Origin of the sequence: uncultured Campylobacter sp. (assembly GCF_938030785.1) — a bacterium.
Taxonomy (GTDB): Bacteria; Campylobacterota; Campylobacteria; order Campylobacterales; family Campylobacteraceae; genus Campylobacter_B.
Genome location: NZ_CALHIK010000122.1, coordinates 1 through 13,198, shown reverse-complemented (window position 1 = coordinate 13,198; position 13,198 = coordinate 1). Strand labels below are relative to the sequence as shown.

The 13,198-nt window shown below is 50.1% G+C and carries 16 protein-coding genes; 4 read left to right on the top strand and 12 right to left on the bottom strand.

What is annotated here, in order from left to right:
• From Q0438_RS07080 to Q0438_RS07065, 4 genes are all read right to left on the bottom strand, one after another.
• Positions 1-245: hypothetical protein (locus Q0438_RS07080; protein WP_299189543.1), on the bottom strand; the 245-nt coding region annotated here is incomplete at its 3' end.
• Complete coding sequence (locus Q0438_RS07075) at positions 242-385, bottom strand: hypothetical protein (RefSeq protein ID WP_299189541.1); 144 nt, start codon at positions 383-385, stop codon at positions 242-244. The genes Q0438_RS07080 and Q0438_RS07075, both read right to left, overlap by 4 nt.
• Positions 386-408: 23 nt before the next feature.
• Complete coding sequence (locus Q0438_RS07070; RefSeq protein ID WP_299189539.1) at positions 409-1,095, bottom strand: hypothetical protein; 687 nt, start codon at positions 1,093-1,095, stop codon at positions 409-411.
• Between the two features lie 332 nt (positions 1,096-1,427).
• Complete coding sequence (locus tag Q0438_RS07065; protein ID WP_297880528.1) at positions 1,428-1,565, bottom strand: hypothetical protein; 138 nt, start codon at positions 1,563-1,565, stop codon at positions 1,428-1,430.
• 116 nt (positions 1,566-1,681) lie between these two features.
• On the opposite strand from Q0438_RS07065, the gene Q0438_RS07060 reads away from it, so the two are divergent.
• Positions 1,682-2,251, top strand: a complete 570-nt coding sequence (locus Q0438_RS07060) for a hypothetical protein (protein ID WP_299189524.1) — start codon at positions 1,682-1,684, stop codon at positions 2,249-2,251.
• Between the two features lie 610 nt (positions 2,252-2,861).
• Here the strand turns inward: Q0438_RS07060 and Q0438_RS07055 are convergent.
• From Q0438_RS07055 to Q0438_RS07030, 6 genes are read right to left on the bottom strand one after another with little or no spacing between them, the layout of a single operon-like run.
• Positions 2,862-3,365: a flavodoxin family protein gene (locus tag Q0438_RS07055; protein ID WP_297880490.1), complete on the bottom strand. Its 504-nt coding sequence runs from the start codon at positions 3,363-3,365 to the stop codon at positions 2,862-2,864.
• Positions 3,362-4,576, bottom strand: coding sequence for a radical SAM protein (locus Q0438_RS07050; protein WP_299189520.1), 1,215 nt, complete (start codon positions 4,574-4,576; stop codon positions 3,362-3,364). The genes Q0438_RS07055 and Q0438_RS07050 overlap by 4 nt, the downstream gene beginning before the upstream one ends.
• A complete protein-coding gene (locus Q0438_RS07045) occupies positions 4,577-5,359 on the bottom strand; it encodes an ABC transporter substrate-binding protein (RefSeq protein WP_299189517.1) in 783 nt (260 codons plus the stop codon).
• Positions 5,356-6,129: an ABC transporter ATP-binding protein gene (locus Q0438_RS07040; RefSeq protein ID WP_299189508.1), complete on the bottom strand. Its 774-nt coding sequence runs from the start codon at positions 6,127-6,129 to the stop codon at positions 5,356-5,358. The genes Q0438_RS07045 and Q0438_RS07040 overlap by 4 nt, the downstream gene beginning before the upstream one ends.
• Positions 6,126-7,094, bottom strand: coding sequence for an iron ABC transporter permease (locus Q0438_RS07035; protein ID WP_299189494.1), 969 nt, complete (start codon positions 7,092-7,094; stop codon positions 6,126-6,128). The genes Q0438_RS07040 and Q0438_RS07035 overlap by 4 nt, the downstream gene beginning before the upstream one ends.
• On the bottom strand, positions 7,091-7,279 hold the full coding sequence (locus Q0438_RS07030; protein ID WP_299189492.1) for a hypothetical protein: 189 nt from the start codon (positions 7,277-7,279) through the stop codon (positions 7,091-7,093). Before Q0438_RS07030 ends, Q0438_RS07035 begins: the two co-directional genes overlap by 4 nt.
• 370 nt (positions 7,280-7,649) lie before the next feature.
• Between Q0438_RS07030 and Q0438_RS07025 the strand changes: the two genes are divergently transcribed.
• From Q0438_RS07025 to Q0438_RS07015, 3 genes are all read left to right on the top strand, one after another.
• Entirely contained in the window at positions 7,650-9,731 is a 2,082-nt protein-coding gene (locus Q0438_RS07025; protein ID WP_299189489.1) for a carbon starvation CstA family protein, read from the top strand.
• Positions 9,718-9,933, top strand: a complete 216-nt coding sequence (kcuS, locus tag Q0438_RS07020; RefSeq protein WP_297962242.1) for a KCU-star family selenoprotein — start codon at positions 9,718-9,720, stop codon at positions 9,931-9,933. Before Q0438_RS07025 ends, kcuS begins: the two co-directional genes overlap by 14 nt.
• Before the next feature lie 741 nt (positions 9,934-10,674).
• Positions 10,675-11,202: an NAD(P)H-dependent oxidoreductase gene (locus tag Q0438_RS07015; RefSeq protein WP_299189487.1), complete on the top strand. Its 528-nt coding sequence runs from the start codon at positions 10,675-10,677 to the stop codon at positions 11,200-11,202.
• Positions 11,203-11,327: 125 nt separating this feature from the next.
• Here Q0438_RS07015 and Q0438_RS07010 read toward each other — a convergent pair whose 3' ends face one another.
• Positions 11,328-12,059 (bottom strand): sulfite exporter TauE/SafE family protein, encoded by a 732-nt coding sequence (locus tag Q0438_RS07010; protein WP_299189482.1) that lies wholly within the window; start codon positions 12,057-12,059, stop codon positions 11,328-11,330.
• Positions 12,060-12,791: 732 nt separating this feature from the next.
• A partial coding sequence (gene yaaA, locus Q0438_RS07005; RefSeq protein WP_299189472.1) for a peroxide stress protein YaaA occupies positions 12,792-13,198 on the bottom strand: 407 nt, incomplete at its 5' end.

Genomic DNA, 13,198 nt, shown 5'->3' with positions numbered 1-13,198 from the left:
GCTACGGCACACGAGCTTATCGTTTTGCTCTTGCAACTCGTCGAAGCATCGTCATAACCCTTACAGTTTCGGCACTGAAAGGTTTTGCCGCTCGCGCCACGCCTATTATCGCGCGTTGTCGCCTTCTTTACGGCGCCGATACCTGCGCGATGCGGCATCGCTAGGCGGTTTAGAGCGATCTGCGCCGTACTTTCGCGAGAACTTTCTCTCGGGCTTATTGTGCGATATCCTCGGACGCAAATCATATCGATCCCTCGCGCGCGGTATTTGTGCGCGCTACGTCGTCTCTAAAGCGCACCTTGTCGAATCTTTCTTTAAATTTACGCTCAATATCTTTTAAAAGATATTCGCCCGGTTTAAATTTTAGCTCTTCGTGAGCGCTCATTCACTTCCTTTGCCTGCGTAAATTTAGCGCGTAAAAACCACGACCTCGCCGCGCTCAAACGCGATCTGCCGTCCCGCCAGATACAGCTCGAAGTAGGGCTTCAAAAAGTCCTCCTGCGGCCTTTGCGCGTAGTTTGGATACTGTAAATACGCCGAGAGCAGGTAGTCGTAGTCGATCGAATAATACGCTTCGCCGAGCACCCACAGCTTCGCATCGAGCTTAGGCGCGTCTATCATCCACTCCGTGATCGCCTCATAGACGGCGTTCGCAAGCTCGTCTTTGTTATGCGCGAGATCAAAGCTCTCCTGCACGCGAGCGAATTTTATCTGCTCAAGCATCTCTAAAAGCTCGTCATCGCCGAGAAACTCGGCGAAAATTTTTAAATTTCGAACGTACGCTAAAGCTAAGCTCTTAAGCGCTTCGTCATCAAATTTCGGATCCTGCGGCGGGCAAAAATACCCGGGCGCCACGCCCTGATCGAACGCCTCTCGCGTCTGCTGCGCCGTGGCTGCGTAGATCGGCATTATACGCGCTTGTGGCTCAGCGCCGTTTTGCATCGGCGCAAACACCGCTTCTACGCCCGCACCCTCAGGCATAAAGCACTGAAAAAGCCCGTAAAGCTTATCCTGCAGATCGATCTCTTCGCAATCTAAGCTTAAATCTAGCCCCGCAGCCTCGTTAATGCGACTAGCGTACTCGAAATTCGTCATTTTCGCCCTTTTAAATTTGACCGTCAAAGCGTTTGCGTGGAATTTTACCTAAATTTTACGCATTTGCCGAATTAAAATTTATGTGCGATGAGCCTTTTATGGAATTTAAAATTTAGCGGTTCGGTTTGGATTTTATCCTGCGGCAAGGCGGCGGGGCGATTGGCGGCGGCAGGTGTCGCGTGACGGGGTGATGAGCGGCAGCAGATAGGTTATCGCGCGGCGAGAAGGCGGCGCCCGACGACGGCGCCTACGGCACGTGACGACAGGGGTAGCCGATGATCGCGACCGCAGCGCTCGCAGACCGGTCTCTTACAGAAGCGGGCCTTTCGTGCTCAGGCTATTGCAAGGCGACGGGCGATGTATTGGATGACGGTGGCGCTTGTAGCGCCCGTGATGAATGCCGTGTTTTTTATAATCCCTCCTTCGGTAGGAATTTTATTAAATTTAGCTCGCCCTTTTACCGCTTGCATTAGTAGTGCCCTTCCATCTACTGGCCGTATCGCCGAAGAGGGCAAACGCAGTATACAATGTAATTTTACATATCTTTTTATTTTAGCTAAAATAAGCAAAATTTTAAAGGAAAGATATGCTGATTTCTTACTCGCTGCAAGATAACCGAAAATTCTCTAAAATGAGAACTAGAATTTCGCGTAGAATTTATAAAGGGAACAAGTTCATCCGCGCCGTCTGCGCGACGGATTTGCTTTTTGCTTTTGCGTTTTCGGCTTGTCTTTTTATTTTTGAGGACGATTGGATAGAGTTTGTACGCGAGTACTATGGCGATAAGTCCTGGGTAAAGAGCTTAGGAGCGATCTTGCCTACTGCTTGCGCAGTTTTTTATATTTACGCTATTTGCGTTAGATCGTGGCTACTAAATTCCGCGATATATGATAAGAATAAAAATGTCACTTTCGGCGATTTTAGCATTGAAATTTCAGACGATTTAAAGGGGCAATTTATATTCGTAAGTGAACGAGATACGCTCACTTACGATGCGGAATTTTGTGAGGTGGTAATGGAGCGCGATTTTTTGGTAATTTTGCTGGAAGGAAGTCTTTTTATCGCCGTACCCAACGAAGCGTTTAAAGAAATAGGCAAGGAGGAATTTGCTGCAAAATTAAACAAAACAATAAGCGAGGCAAAAAGCGAAATTTAAAAAGCTATGGGCAGATAGAACGGATATGATTGCGATCACAATGGAATCTTAGCCATAATGAAATTTTATCCGTTGCTTGCAAATCTTTTGCTATTTTTGTCTTAAAAATTTTTGCTAAAGAATTTTATTTATGCTTACGAACGCATAGTAAAAGTATCGCACTAAAATTTATTAAGCTCGGTGATGTCCTCTTGAGAGTACGCCTAAAATATTTTTATGCTCACGCTCCGTACCGCTGCGGCGGTGCGGTAATGAGCGACGATAGATAAGTTGTCGCGCGGCGATGAGCGGCGACGGGTGGTGTATTAGATGACGGCGGAGATCTCAGTACTCGCGGCAGCTTGCTCGCAAAAGCGGGCTTTTCACGCTAAGAGCGCGCATTAGCGGCGCAAAGTCGGCGGCATTATTCGATCCGTTGCGTGCGAAATGAAATTTTATCGTTTAAATTCCAGAGCAAGACCTGCGCCTGCGGCGGCAAATTTGCTTGTAGGGATGAAATTTATCGTCCAAATTTAGTAAAAGATAAAATTCCAAATCGCGCATTAAGTAGTGTGAAATTTTATTTGGTTTTGTTTCGCCGCGCAGCGGTCTGTGCGGCTTGCTTTAAATTTTATTCTATCCCCGCAAATGCTGCTTTTGCGTCCGCCAGATCCTTCTCGTCCGGGTGTTTCGCAGCCTCCGCCCAGCGCGCAAGTCGCTCGGGGGTGATAGGGTGGGGCGAGTTGCCGCCGGCCGCCATTTTGCGCATCGTCTCAAGCAGGTTCGGATCGATCGCGCCCTGGCAGGCAAACTCCCTTATAATCTCGTTGCCGTTTGCTTTAAGCCCCTCTTCAAAGGTATCCAGGCACTTGCGCGAGTGCTCGCCGTCTGGCTCTGCGCCAAGCGTCATGAAAACGCCAAGCTTCTTGCCGTGAATCTTGCGTAAAAAGCGCATAAATTTCGCCTCTGCTTCGCCCTTATCGACGTAAAAGCCTAAGGCTATGAAGTCGTAGTCATCGACCTCGCCTTCAAAGTCACGGAAATTTAGGCTCTCGCAGCCTAGTTGCTCGGCGATCGCGTCGCCCACCTTTTTCGTGTTACCCGTTTGTGAGGTGTAAAGCACGATTTTTTTCATACAAAATCCTTTCTAATAATGTTTGCTATCTCTTCGTTGATGTTGTTGCCCCAAAAAATTCCGTCCAAGCTCAAGATCGATCTTTGATCTTTTAGCTCCAAAAGCCCCCAGCTTTCAAATTCTTTGAGCTTTTGCACCGCTTCGTCGTAAATGCTCGCGCTCAGAGCCTCTTTTAGCTCGTTTAAGCTTACGATCGGGTATTGAAACAGATTGTTTAGCACGCTATATTTTGCCTCGCGCTCATCGATTCGCGAGATCATCTTGTGTCCCGACACGCCGTAAATTCCGAAGCCCGCTACGTGTCCGCCCGCGCCGTTACCGATAGGTAGGATATCCGTGCCCTTGTGACTTAGCTTGATGTAGCCGTAGTTATCGCGACCTTTGCGAGCAAGCTTAGTAAGCTCCAAAACCTCGAAATTCCCGCTTTGCAGCAGCGTCTCCGCGAAAGCGTGGTGTAGCTTTTTATCAGTCGGCAGATCGTAGTAGGAGGTGTCGATCTTTTTGGATAGCTCCGAGCCATCGAAAAACATCAACGAGTAAAAGCTGGCGCTATCTAGACCTAGCTCATCTACGTAGCGCGCGTCCTCTAGCGCTTCCTCCACGCTTTCGTTCGGGAAGTTGTAGATGATGTCGCAGCAGAGCATGCCGTCAAATTTTTCTCTAAGATCCTTTAGTCGCTCGATCGCGCGAGCGGGCTTATGCACGCGGTTTAGAAGCGCGCGCCCCTGTCTGCTGAAGGTCTGCACGCCGATGCTAAAGCGGTTTACGCCGAAGCTTTGCAGGGCGAGCGCTTTTTGCGTATCTAGATTATGCAGAGTGGTTTCTATGCTGATCTCGCAGTCGTCCGCGATCTTGAAATTTTTATGCAGCGCACCCAGAACCTTTTCGAAGTGAGCTTCGCTAAATACGCTCGGCGTGCCGCCGCCGAAGTAGATACTTTTAACGCTTTTGGTATCGAAGTAGGGCATCTCGCCGTAGTCTTTGATCTGGCGGATTAAAAATTTAGCGTATTCGTCCAGCTCGTCGCCAAGCTTGGAGCGCATCATCGAACAAAACGAGCAGATGTTGTCGCAAAAGGGCACATGCAGATAGATCACGCAGTCACTGTCTTTCGCGGGCTGCTCTAGCGCATCGAACAGCTCGTTTTCGCTTGCGGAGACGCTCTCGAAAAGTTTGGAGCGGTGGTGGGATTTAATGCGTTCTTTAAACATCTATTTGGCCGCCTCTGCGTAAATTTCATCCACCGTCTCGCCGATCTGCGGGCTGCCCCGCAAGATGAGCGTCGGGGCTTTTAAAATTTTGCCCGATTTTACCGCTTTGGTATTTCTAAGGATCGGATTTGCTTTTAAAAAATCTTCCGTCTCACCGCCTACGATGACCATAATGTCGGGGTTTTGCTCCAAGATGTATTCGGCAGATACCGAAGGCGTGCTGCCTTTTAGGCCGTCTGCGATATTTTTGGCGCCTAGGCGAGCGAAAATATCGCCTACTAGGGTTTTGTCGTTAAAGGCCATAGTGGCGTTTGAGCCGAAAAATAGCGCTACTTTTTTACCGCGAAGAGCGGGTTTATCTGCAAAAATTCCATCCATCCGCGCGCAAATTTTATCCGCCTCGCTCTCTTTTTTTACGATAGTCGCGATGGTTTTTACGTTTTTGCAGATATCTGCGGTGGAGTTTGCATCCATCGCAAGGCTCTTAAGACTGAGCTTTTGTAGGCTATCGCTCACGCCCGCTGAGTGAAAGCTCGTGATAACCAGATCGGGCTTAAGTTCGACGATCTTTTCCATATTCGGCTTTACGTAGGTGCCTACGCTAGGCAGTTTCGCGGTTTCTGCCTCCGGGCGGATCTTGCTCATCGAGGTAGTTGAGATCGCAGCGATCTGGTCCTGCGCTCCTAAAGCGTAGATGATCTCGACTGCGGCGGGATCAAGTACGACTAGACCTTTGGCGAGCGCAAAACTCGCCGAAAGCAAAGCTATAAGAATTTTTTTCATAATTTCTCCTTTTGCGGTAAGATAAATTTGGTTCCTAAATTTTCGACTATCAGGGCGTCAAAGCCGTAAATTTCTTTTATGATCTGCGGCGTAAAAAGCTCGCTCGCGCTACCGCGATACCTCACTGCGCCATCTTTTAGCATCAAAATTTCATCGCAAAACAGCGAGGCTAAATTTAGATCGTGCAGTACGATGACGCTAGTTAAATTTAGCGTTTTGGTTAAATTTTCGCAGATCCTCATCGCCTCGATCGCGTAGTTCATATCAAGCGCGCCCGTGGGCTCATCAAGCAGTAAAATTTCAGGCTCGCTTACGAGCGCTCTGGCAAGCAGCACGCGCCCGAACTCGCCGCCGCTTAGCTCAAACGCGCTGCGATTTAAAAATTTCTTCACGTCCAAAAGCTCGGCGATTTGCTCTACCTTGTCGCGGTCGCTCGCATCGTAGCCGCTAAATGCGCTTTTTAGGCGGCAAAATCTGCCCGCAAGTAAAATTTCATTCACGTTCAGCGCGGCTGCGAGGGCTGTTTTTTGCGGCACGAAGCCGATGAGTGCGGCAAGCTCTTTGAGGCTATATTCGCTTGCTTTTTTGCCGTTTATTTCGATGATCCCGCTTGCAGGCTTTAAAATTTGCAATATGTTTTTTAGCAAGGTACTCTTGCCGCAGCCGTTAGGACCCAAAATCCCGTAAAATTCACCCCGCTTTAAATTTAACTCGATGCCTCGCAAGATCGCCCGCTTGCCGTAGCTGAAGTTTAGCGCCGAAATTTTCATGCATGCTTCCTAAACGCGAGGTATAGAAAAAAGGGCGCGCCGAAAAAGGAGGTCACCACGCCGATCGGAATTTCTACCGGCGAGAGGGTGTTTTTGGCGATTACGTCGCAAAAAACCAAAAAAACTCCGCCGGTAAGCGCGCTAGCGGGGATCAGCACGGCGTTGCTCGCCGTATGAAGCGCCATGCGAAGCGTGTGCGGAATGATGAGCCCCACGAAGCCTATCATCCCCGTAAATGCGACCGAAAAGCCGATGATGAGCGAGGAGACGATGAGTAGGCTCTTTTTGGACTTCTCGACGTTGAGCCCCAGCGATTTCGCCTCCTCGTCGCCGTTTAAGATGATATTTAGCTCGTGGCGCTTTGCATAAAAATACGCCATGCAAAACAGCAGCGGCGGCAGCAAAAGCGCGATCTTTTGCCAGTTTGCGCCGCCTAGATAGCCCATCATCCACGCCGTAATCCTAAAGCTATCCTCTCCGATTAGATAGACCGCGAAGGATGTAAATGCGCCTAAAAAGGACGATACGGCGATGCCTACGATCAGCAGAGTAGAGATCGAGCGGGTATGGGCTGCGAGCTTAAAGATCACGAGCGAAAGCCCGCTGGCGGCCAAAAACGCGAAAATTCCGTAAAAAACGTCGCTAAGCCCCAGCAGGTAAGCTATGACCGCGCCGAAGGTCGCTGCCGAGGCGATGCCGATGATGTAAGGGTCCGCAAGCGGGTTTAAAAATACGCTTTGCACTACCACCCCCGAAGTTGCCAACAGCGCGCCTATTAAAATTCCAAGCACGAGGCGCGGCAGGCGCATTTGCAGCAAGATGAGCTGCTTGGTCTCGTCTATCTCGCCGAAGGTGAAAAATTTTACGATGTCGCCTAGCGAAATGCTCGCCCCACCGCTACTTACGGCTACTAAAGCAAGCAATATAAAAGCTACGATTAGAAAGAGATAAAATTTAAAGCTCATAGCCCACCAGGCGAACTATACGCGCAGATTTCGTCGCGGCGGATATTTTTAAAATTTAAGCGGTGCCAGGAATTTATACGCGCGGAATTTATGAAATTCTCGCGGCTGGCGCCATCATTTTTGCAGCTTGCATAGCTTTTGATATGGGCGCGAAAAAGTACGTAGCCGCACACCTGATTCGGCATAAATTTCCTCCTAAAATATTTACGATTTTTGTTAAGAAATTAAAATCGTTATCATGAGATTTTATCGCTTGGTTTCTTAAACCGCGATAAATTCCGTAACGGCCAAGAGCTGCGGAGTTAAATTTAGGGCGATTAGATATTAAAATTTCGCGCGCCGCCAAGCCGCCTCTTTAAATTTGAAATTCAAAATTCAGGCATTAAATTTAAACGTCGAAAGCTCTTTTTAATTTTTGCAATTCAGCTTTAAATTATAAAAACGCCGATAAAATACGCACTAAATTTTATTTAGCGAGCTCTGCTTCAAAGACGCAAGCCGTTTTGTTAAAACGACATACTGCCCAAGCCGCTCGCTAAGTTTTAAGGAGTGAGCATGAAATTTTGGCAAAAGATCCTTTGGGCGGCGGTCGCCGTCATAGGGGCGTGGTGTTTCGGCGTACTTGCGCTAAATAAAGGCGAGAGCATCAGCGCCGTCTGGCTCGTAGTGGCTAGCGCGTGCATCTATCTGATCGGATACACCTTCTACGGGCGCTTTATCGCGTATCGCGTCTTTGAGCTGGACGATCGCCGCGCAACTCCTGCGGTGATCCGAAACGACGGACGCGATTACGTCCCTACGAACAAATACGTCCTTTTCGGTCACCATTTCGCCGCTATCGCTGGCGCAGGACCGCTCGTAGGCCCCGTAGTGGCCGCACAGATGGGCTATCTGCCCGGCACTATTTGGCTTTTGGTAGGCGTAGTGCTTGCAGGCGCGGTGCATGATTTTATCGTGCTCGTGCTCTCCACGCGACGCGGCGGCAAGAGCCTCGGCGAGATGATCAAAGATGAGATGGGCAATCTCACCGGCGGCATCGCGATGATCGGGATTTTTTTCATCATGCTGATCATCGTGGCGATCTTGGCTATGGTCGTCGTAAAGGCGCTTGCGAACTCGCCGTGGGGGCTTTTTACGATCGCGATGACGATACCGATTGCGATATTTATGGGAGCTTATATGAGATTTTTGCGTCCGGGCAAGGTCAGCGAGGCATCGATTATCGGCTTTGTTTTGCTGATGCTTTCGCTTTGGGGCGGGCATTACGTGGCGATCGATCCGTACTGGCACGACGTCTTTTCGCTAAAGGGCGAGACGCTCGCGCTTCTTACGATCGGCTACGGCTTTATCGCGGCGATCTTGCCCGTGTGGCTGCTGCTCGCGCCGCGCGATTATCTAAGCACCTTCCTTAAGCTCGGTGTCATCATTGGCATGGCGGTCGCGATAATTTTCGTCGCACCCGAGCTTAAAATGCCCGCTACGACGAAATTTATCGACGGCACGGGTCCTGTTTTCGCAGGCCCGATATTTCCATTTTTGTTTATCACTATCGCGTGCGGCGCGATCTCGGGCTTTCACGCGCTGATCTCCAGCGGCACGACGCCGAAGATGGTGGAGCGCGAAACCCACACTCTTTTCATCGGCTACGGCTCGATGCTTATGGAGAGCCTCGTGGGCGTAATGGCGCTAGTAGCGGCGTGCATCCTAAGCCCGGGCGAATACTTCGCTATCAACTCGCCCGCTGCGGTGCTGGGCAAAGACGCGGTAAGCGCCGCGGCGTATATAAATTCTATCGGATTTAGCATTACGCCCGAGCAGATCGGCGCTTTGGCTTCAAACGTCGGCGAAACCACGATGATGAGCCGCACGGGCGGCGCTCCTACCTTTGCGATGGGGCTAACGATGCTGCTGCATCAGATCATCGGCGGCAAGGAGCTGATGGCGTTTTGGTACCATTTCGCGATCTTGTTTGAGGCGCTGTTTATTCTGACAGCGGTCGATGCGGGCACGCGCACGGGGCGCTTTATGGTGCAAGAAATTTTAGGCAACGTCTATAAGCCCTTTTCCGATACCAAAAATTCCCTCTACGGCATCATCGCGACGGTGATCTGCGTGGCGGGCTGGGGCTATCTGCTTTACAGCGGCGTTACCGATCCTATGGGCGGAATTTACACGCTGTGGCCGCTTTTCGGCGCGTCCAATCAGATGCTCGCGGGCATTGCGCTGCTGCTCGCTACGGTGGTGCTTTTTAAAATGGGCAAGCAAAAATACGCCTTCGTTACGATCGCTCCTGCGATCTGGGTGCTTATAACCACGCTTTATGCGGCGATCTTAAAGCTTATGCCGGCTAACGGCGAGCGCGTGCACGACGCGGTAAGCCACGTGGCTATCGCGCAAAATACCGCCACCAAGCTCGCCGGCCTAAGCGATCCTGCGGCGATAGAAAAGGCGCAGGCTATCATCAGAAACAACGTCATCGACGCCGTGCTATGTGCTCTTTTCGTCGTCGTTACGATCATAGTTATCGCTCAAACGATTCGAATGTGCCTTAAAATTTCAAAAGGCGGCGCGAGCGATGGATATTTCAAGCTAGCAGAAAGCGAGTACGTGGACAGGGGCGTTTATGAAAAAGTTTAAATTTAATCCGCTCGCGGCCCCGAAGGCGGTGGCGAGGTTTTTGGCGCGCGCGGATGCCGCACTTGCGCCGCTCATCGGGCTCGGCGATTACGAGGGCTATCTGAGCCATTTCAGAAGCGCTCATCCGGACGAAATCCCGCTAAGCAGGGCGGAATTTTTCCGCGCGATGCAAGATAGCAAGGCAAAAAACGTCAAGTGCTGATAGCGGCGAAAGGGCGCGGTCGCGCCGTACTCATCGCCGGCCTGCGACGCTTTGCCGTGGTGTCGTGAAATTTCGTTGTGGATTTGAAATTTTAAAATTTGATAGGGCACGGGCGCGCGAGCCATGAAATTTAGCCCGCTGCTAGAGATTAAATTTTGCGCATGCTTCTTGAAGAGCGCTTTAAATTTGCTCGCACTTAGGGCGTTGAGATTTATTCTCGCCGCCGCGCTGTATTTATCGCCGATCCGCGACGTTTTGCCGTCATGCCCTGAAATTTCGTGTGGAGCTTCACCGAGCTTCGGCGGAATTTTATTAAGACGCGCTCGCTAAATTTCGTCGCGGGGCCGCTCTGGTTTAAGGCGTGAAATTTCGCCGCGGATTTGAAATTTTAAATTTAGACTAGGGCGCGGATAAAGTGCGCGAACGCGTATGAGCTTAAGTCGGCCGAATCTATCGACGGGCTCGCCCATATATCGCCTGCGCATTGATAAATTGTATAAATTCGGCGGCGAGCGGTGACGAGATCTATGTCAAATTAAAGCGACGAGAATAGATCGTTAAAATGGTTAAATTTGCTCGGTAAATTCGCTTCTTTACGGTCTTACTGCGTGATATAAATTTTTAAAATTCACTCGCGAGAAGCGCGCCGTCCGTCGTTTTACCTGCCGATTTAATGAAATTTAAGCCGCGAATTCGAGATTTAATACTATACTTGTACGAATTTTATCTCAAGGAGCCATAATGAAAAATCTTATCGTCTTAGTCCATCCCGACATCGCAAACTCGCGTGCGAACAAAGCATGGCGCGAGCAGGCCTTAAAGCGCGCTGCCAGGTTTGATCTGCACGAGCTGTATCCGCTCTACTCGGACTTCAAAATCGACGTCGCAAAAGAGCAAAAAATGCTCGAAAAATATGAAAAGATCATCATCGAATTCCCGCTTTATTGGTACAGCTACCCGCCGCTGCTTAAGAAGTGGTTTGATGACGTATTCGCCCATGGATGGGCTTACGGCACGGGCGGCGGCGCACTAAAAGGAAAGAGTTTTGCGCTCGCCGTTTCGATTGGAGACGAGCCTACAAGCTACGCAAAAGGCGGCGCGGTAGGCTTTAGCATGGATGAGGTGATCACGCCTTTTAAATGCGCTGTAAATTTCGTAGGAGCCACGTTGTTGCCGAGCTTTTTCTACTACGGCTTCTCGTTTAATCCGAGCGAGGATTTCGTAGCCACAAGCGCAGTGAAATTCGGCGAGTTTCTGGATAAATTTTAATATTGCTGCTCGTAAGCGCTCCACTTACGAGCATCCCCGTATATCAAAGCGCGCGGGCGCTTAAATCGCACTTGTAGCGAAACGATGGCAGGGCAAAACGTAACGCGGCAAAATCACTCGCGCCGCTACTGCAGCACCTTTTTTAGCGCCAGCGCAAATAGCACGACGTATAAGACGAGCAGCCATTTTTTCTGCGTTTCGCGCCTTACGCGGTGAGCCTGAGAGGTACCGAAATATACGCCCAAAAGCCCGCCCACGGCTAGCAGCGCGCCGCGCTCGTAATCTACGTGGCCGTTGTACGAAAGGCTCAAAAGCGCGCTAAATGAGCCGAAAACGATAAAAAATAGCCCCATACAAACCGCTCTTTTGATATCGACGCCCAAAAATCCGACCAATACGGGCGTTAGAAATACCGCGCCGCCCACGCCCATGCTAAGCGCGATCGCGCCGATAGCAAAGCCGATGAAAAATAATATCGCGCCGTGGGGATTGGCGTTGCCGCCGCTTGCTACGTTCGTGCTAAAGAGCTTGAGAAATGAGACGGCAAGCGTCAGCAGAAGACCGATCTCAAGCACGATTTCGGGCGAGTATTTTACGATGAAGCCCGATAGGCTCGCGCCGCACAGCCCGCCGAGCCCCACTGCGATGCCGCTATCTAGACGGAGCCTGCCCGCGCGGTAGTTCAGGTATGAGCCGAAAAGCGAGACGATGAACATCTGCATCACCGAGATGCCCGCGGCGCTCTTGACATCGTACCCGAGAGCCATCATCACGGGCATTACGACCGTGCCGCCGCCGATACCGAAAAAGCCCGATATGAAGCCTACGACGGCGCCGATAAAGGGGAGTTCTAACATTTTGATCCTTGAAATTTGAAGCGAAGTTTATAGCTTTAAAATTTAAAGCTTGATAAATTTGCGGAATTTTGGCTTTGAGAGCGGGGATTTGTGAGATTTCTAGGCAGGGAATTTTGATCGCGGGATTTCGGCTTGAAATTTTATGCAAATCAGCCCATCTGTGTTTGTTCGCATTGCAGTCTGGCGGTAGAATTTTAGATCGGAATTCTGCGCCTAGACTGTGGCGGTTTAGCGCAAATTTGAGATAAAATTTTACGTTTAGATCGCGGGCGCCGTATCTTTGCCGCGATTAAATTTCGACGGAATTCTATCGCGGCAAAATTCCGCACGGTAAAATTTCAGTCAAAATTCTACGGCGAAATTTTCGCGCTCCGTATTTTAAAAATCGCCGCAAAATCGCCGCAAAGTCACGACAATATCGCCGTAAAATTTTATGCGGAGCGCATACAAACGAAAAGAGCGCGAATTTTTTGTAAAATTTACGACGAAATTTCGCCGCCAAAAGCTCGTTTAAGGCCGTCCAAGACCCGCCAAAAGAGTGCCAAAGGACTAAAAAGCCGCCGCCACAAAATCCTCGCGATGAAATTCAGCCCGCAAATTTCTCCTGGTAAAATCGCTTTGGATGGAGTGGGATTTGAACTCGCGGCAAATTTTTACGAGCTAAATTTTACGCAAAAATCTGCATTAAACCTGCAAAATTTATCGTAAATTTCTCCGAGCGGTTTTCGCGCCTTATGAAATTTCCAGCACAATCTCCTTTTTTAACCCGATCTGTTTGATCTCTAGCACGGAAGCGCCGCCCAAGCGCAGCGCGAGCACCTCCGCCTCGCTGCAAGCGCCTGCAAGAGCGATTTCGCGCAGTATCTTGCCGCGCCAAGCCTTGGCGTAGTGGCTCAGCACCTTGCCACCTTTGATGAAACTAAAACTCAAATATTCGTGCTTCATCTCGTAAAATTTCTCATAAAATCCCGCGCGCAGGTCCACGACGCACTCATCCGCCAGATACCGATCCAGCGTGGCGGAAAAGCTATCGCGATAAAATTTCGCCGCGTCTATGCCGCCGAATCTCTCGCCCTGCTTGAGTTTGTAGTTCGGCAGCGCGTCGCCGCCCAGCACGGGGCCGAAAAGGTTTGAAAAAA

Excerpts from the sequence above, each read along its gene's own strand:
- Q0438_RS07075 (WP_299189541.1), bottom strand. The coding sequence starts at position 385 with ATGAGCGCTCACGAAGAGCTAAAATTTAAACCGGGCGAATATCTTTTA.
- Q0438_RS07070 (WP_299189539.1), bottom strand. The coding sequence starts at position 1,095 with ATGACGAATTTCGAGTACGCTAGTCGCATTAACGAGGCTGCGGGGCTA.
- Q0438_RS07065 (WP_297880528.1), bottom strand. The coding sequence starts at position 1,565 with ATGCAAGCGGTAAAAGGGCGAGCTAAATTTAATAAAATTCCTACCGAA.
- Q0438_RS07060 (WP_299189524.1), top strand. The coding sequence starts at position 1,682 with ATGCTGATTTCTTACTCGCTGCAAGATAACCGAAAATTCTCTAAAATG.
- Q0438_RS07055 (WP_297880490.1), bottom strand. The coding sequence starts at position 3,365 with ATGAAAAAAATCGTGCTTTACACCTCACAAACGGGTAACACGAAAAAG.
- Q0438_RS07050 (WP_299189520.1), bottom strand. The coding sequence starts at position 4,576 with ATGTTTAAAGAACGCATTAAATCCCACCACCGCTCCAAACTTTTCGAG.
- Q0438_RS07045 (WP_299189517.1), bottom strand. The coding sequence starts at position 5,359 with ATGAAAAAAATTCTTATAGCTTTGCTTTCGGCGAGTTTTGCGCTCGCC.
- Q0438_RS07040 (WP_299189508.1), bottom strand. The coding sequence starts at position 6,129 with ATGAAAATTTCGGCGCTAAACTTCAGCTACGGCAAGCGGGCGATCTTG.
- Q0438_RS07035 (WP_299189494.1), bottom strand. The coding sequence starts at position 7,094 with ATGAGCTTTAAATTTTATCTCTTTCTAATCGTAGCTTTTATATTGCTT.
- Q0438_RS07030 (WP_299189492.1), bottom strand. The coding sequence starts at position 7,279 with ATGCCGAATCAGGTGTGCGGCTACGTACTTTTTCGCGCCCATATCAAA.
- Q0438_RS07025 (WP_299189489.1), top strand. The coding sequence starts at position 7,650 with ATGAAATTTTGGCAAAAGATCCTTTGGGCGGCGGTCGCCGTCATAGGG.
- kcuS (WP_297962242.1), top strand. The coding sequence starts at position 9,718 with ATGAAAAAGTTTAAATTTAATCCGCTCGCGGCCCCGAAGGCGGTGGCG.
- Q0438_RS07015 (WP_299189487.1), top strand. The coding sequence starts at position 10,675 with ATGAAAAATCTTATCGTCTTAGTCCATCCCGACATCGCAAACTCGCGT.
- Q0438_RS07010 (WP_299189482.1), bottom strand. The coding sequence starts at position 12,059 with ATGTTAGAACTCCCCTTTATCGGCGCCGTCGTAGGCTTCATATCGGGC.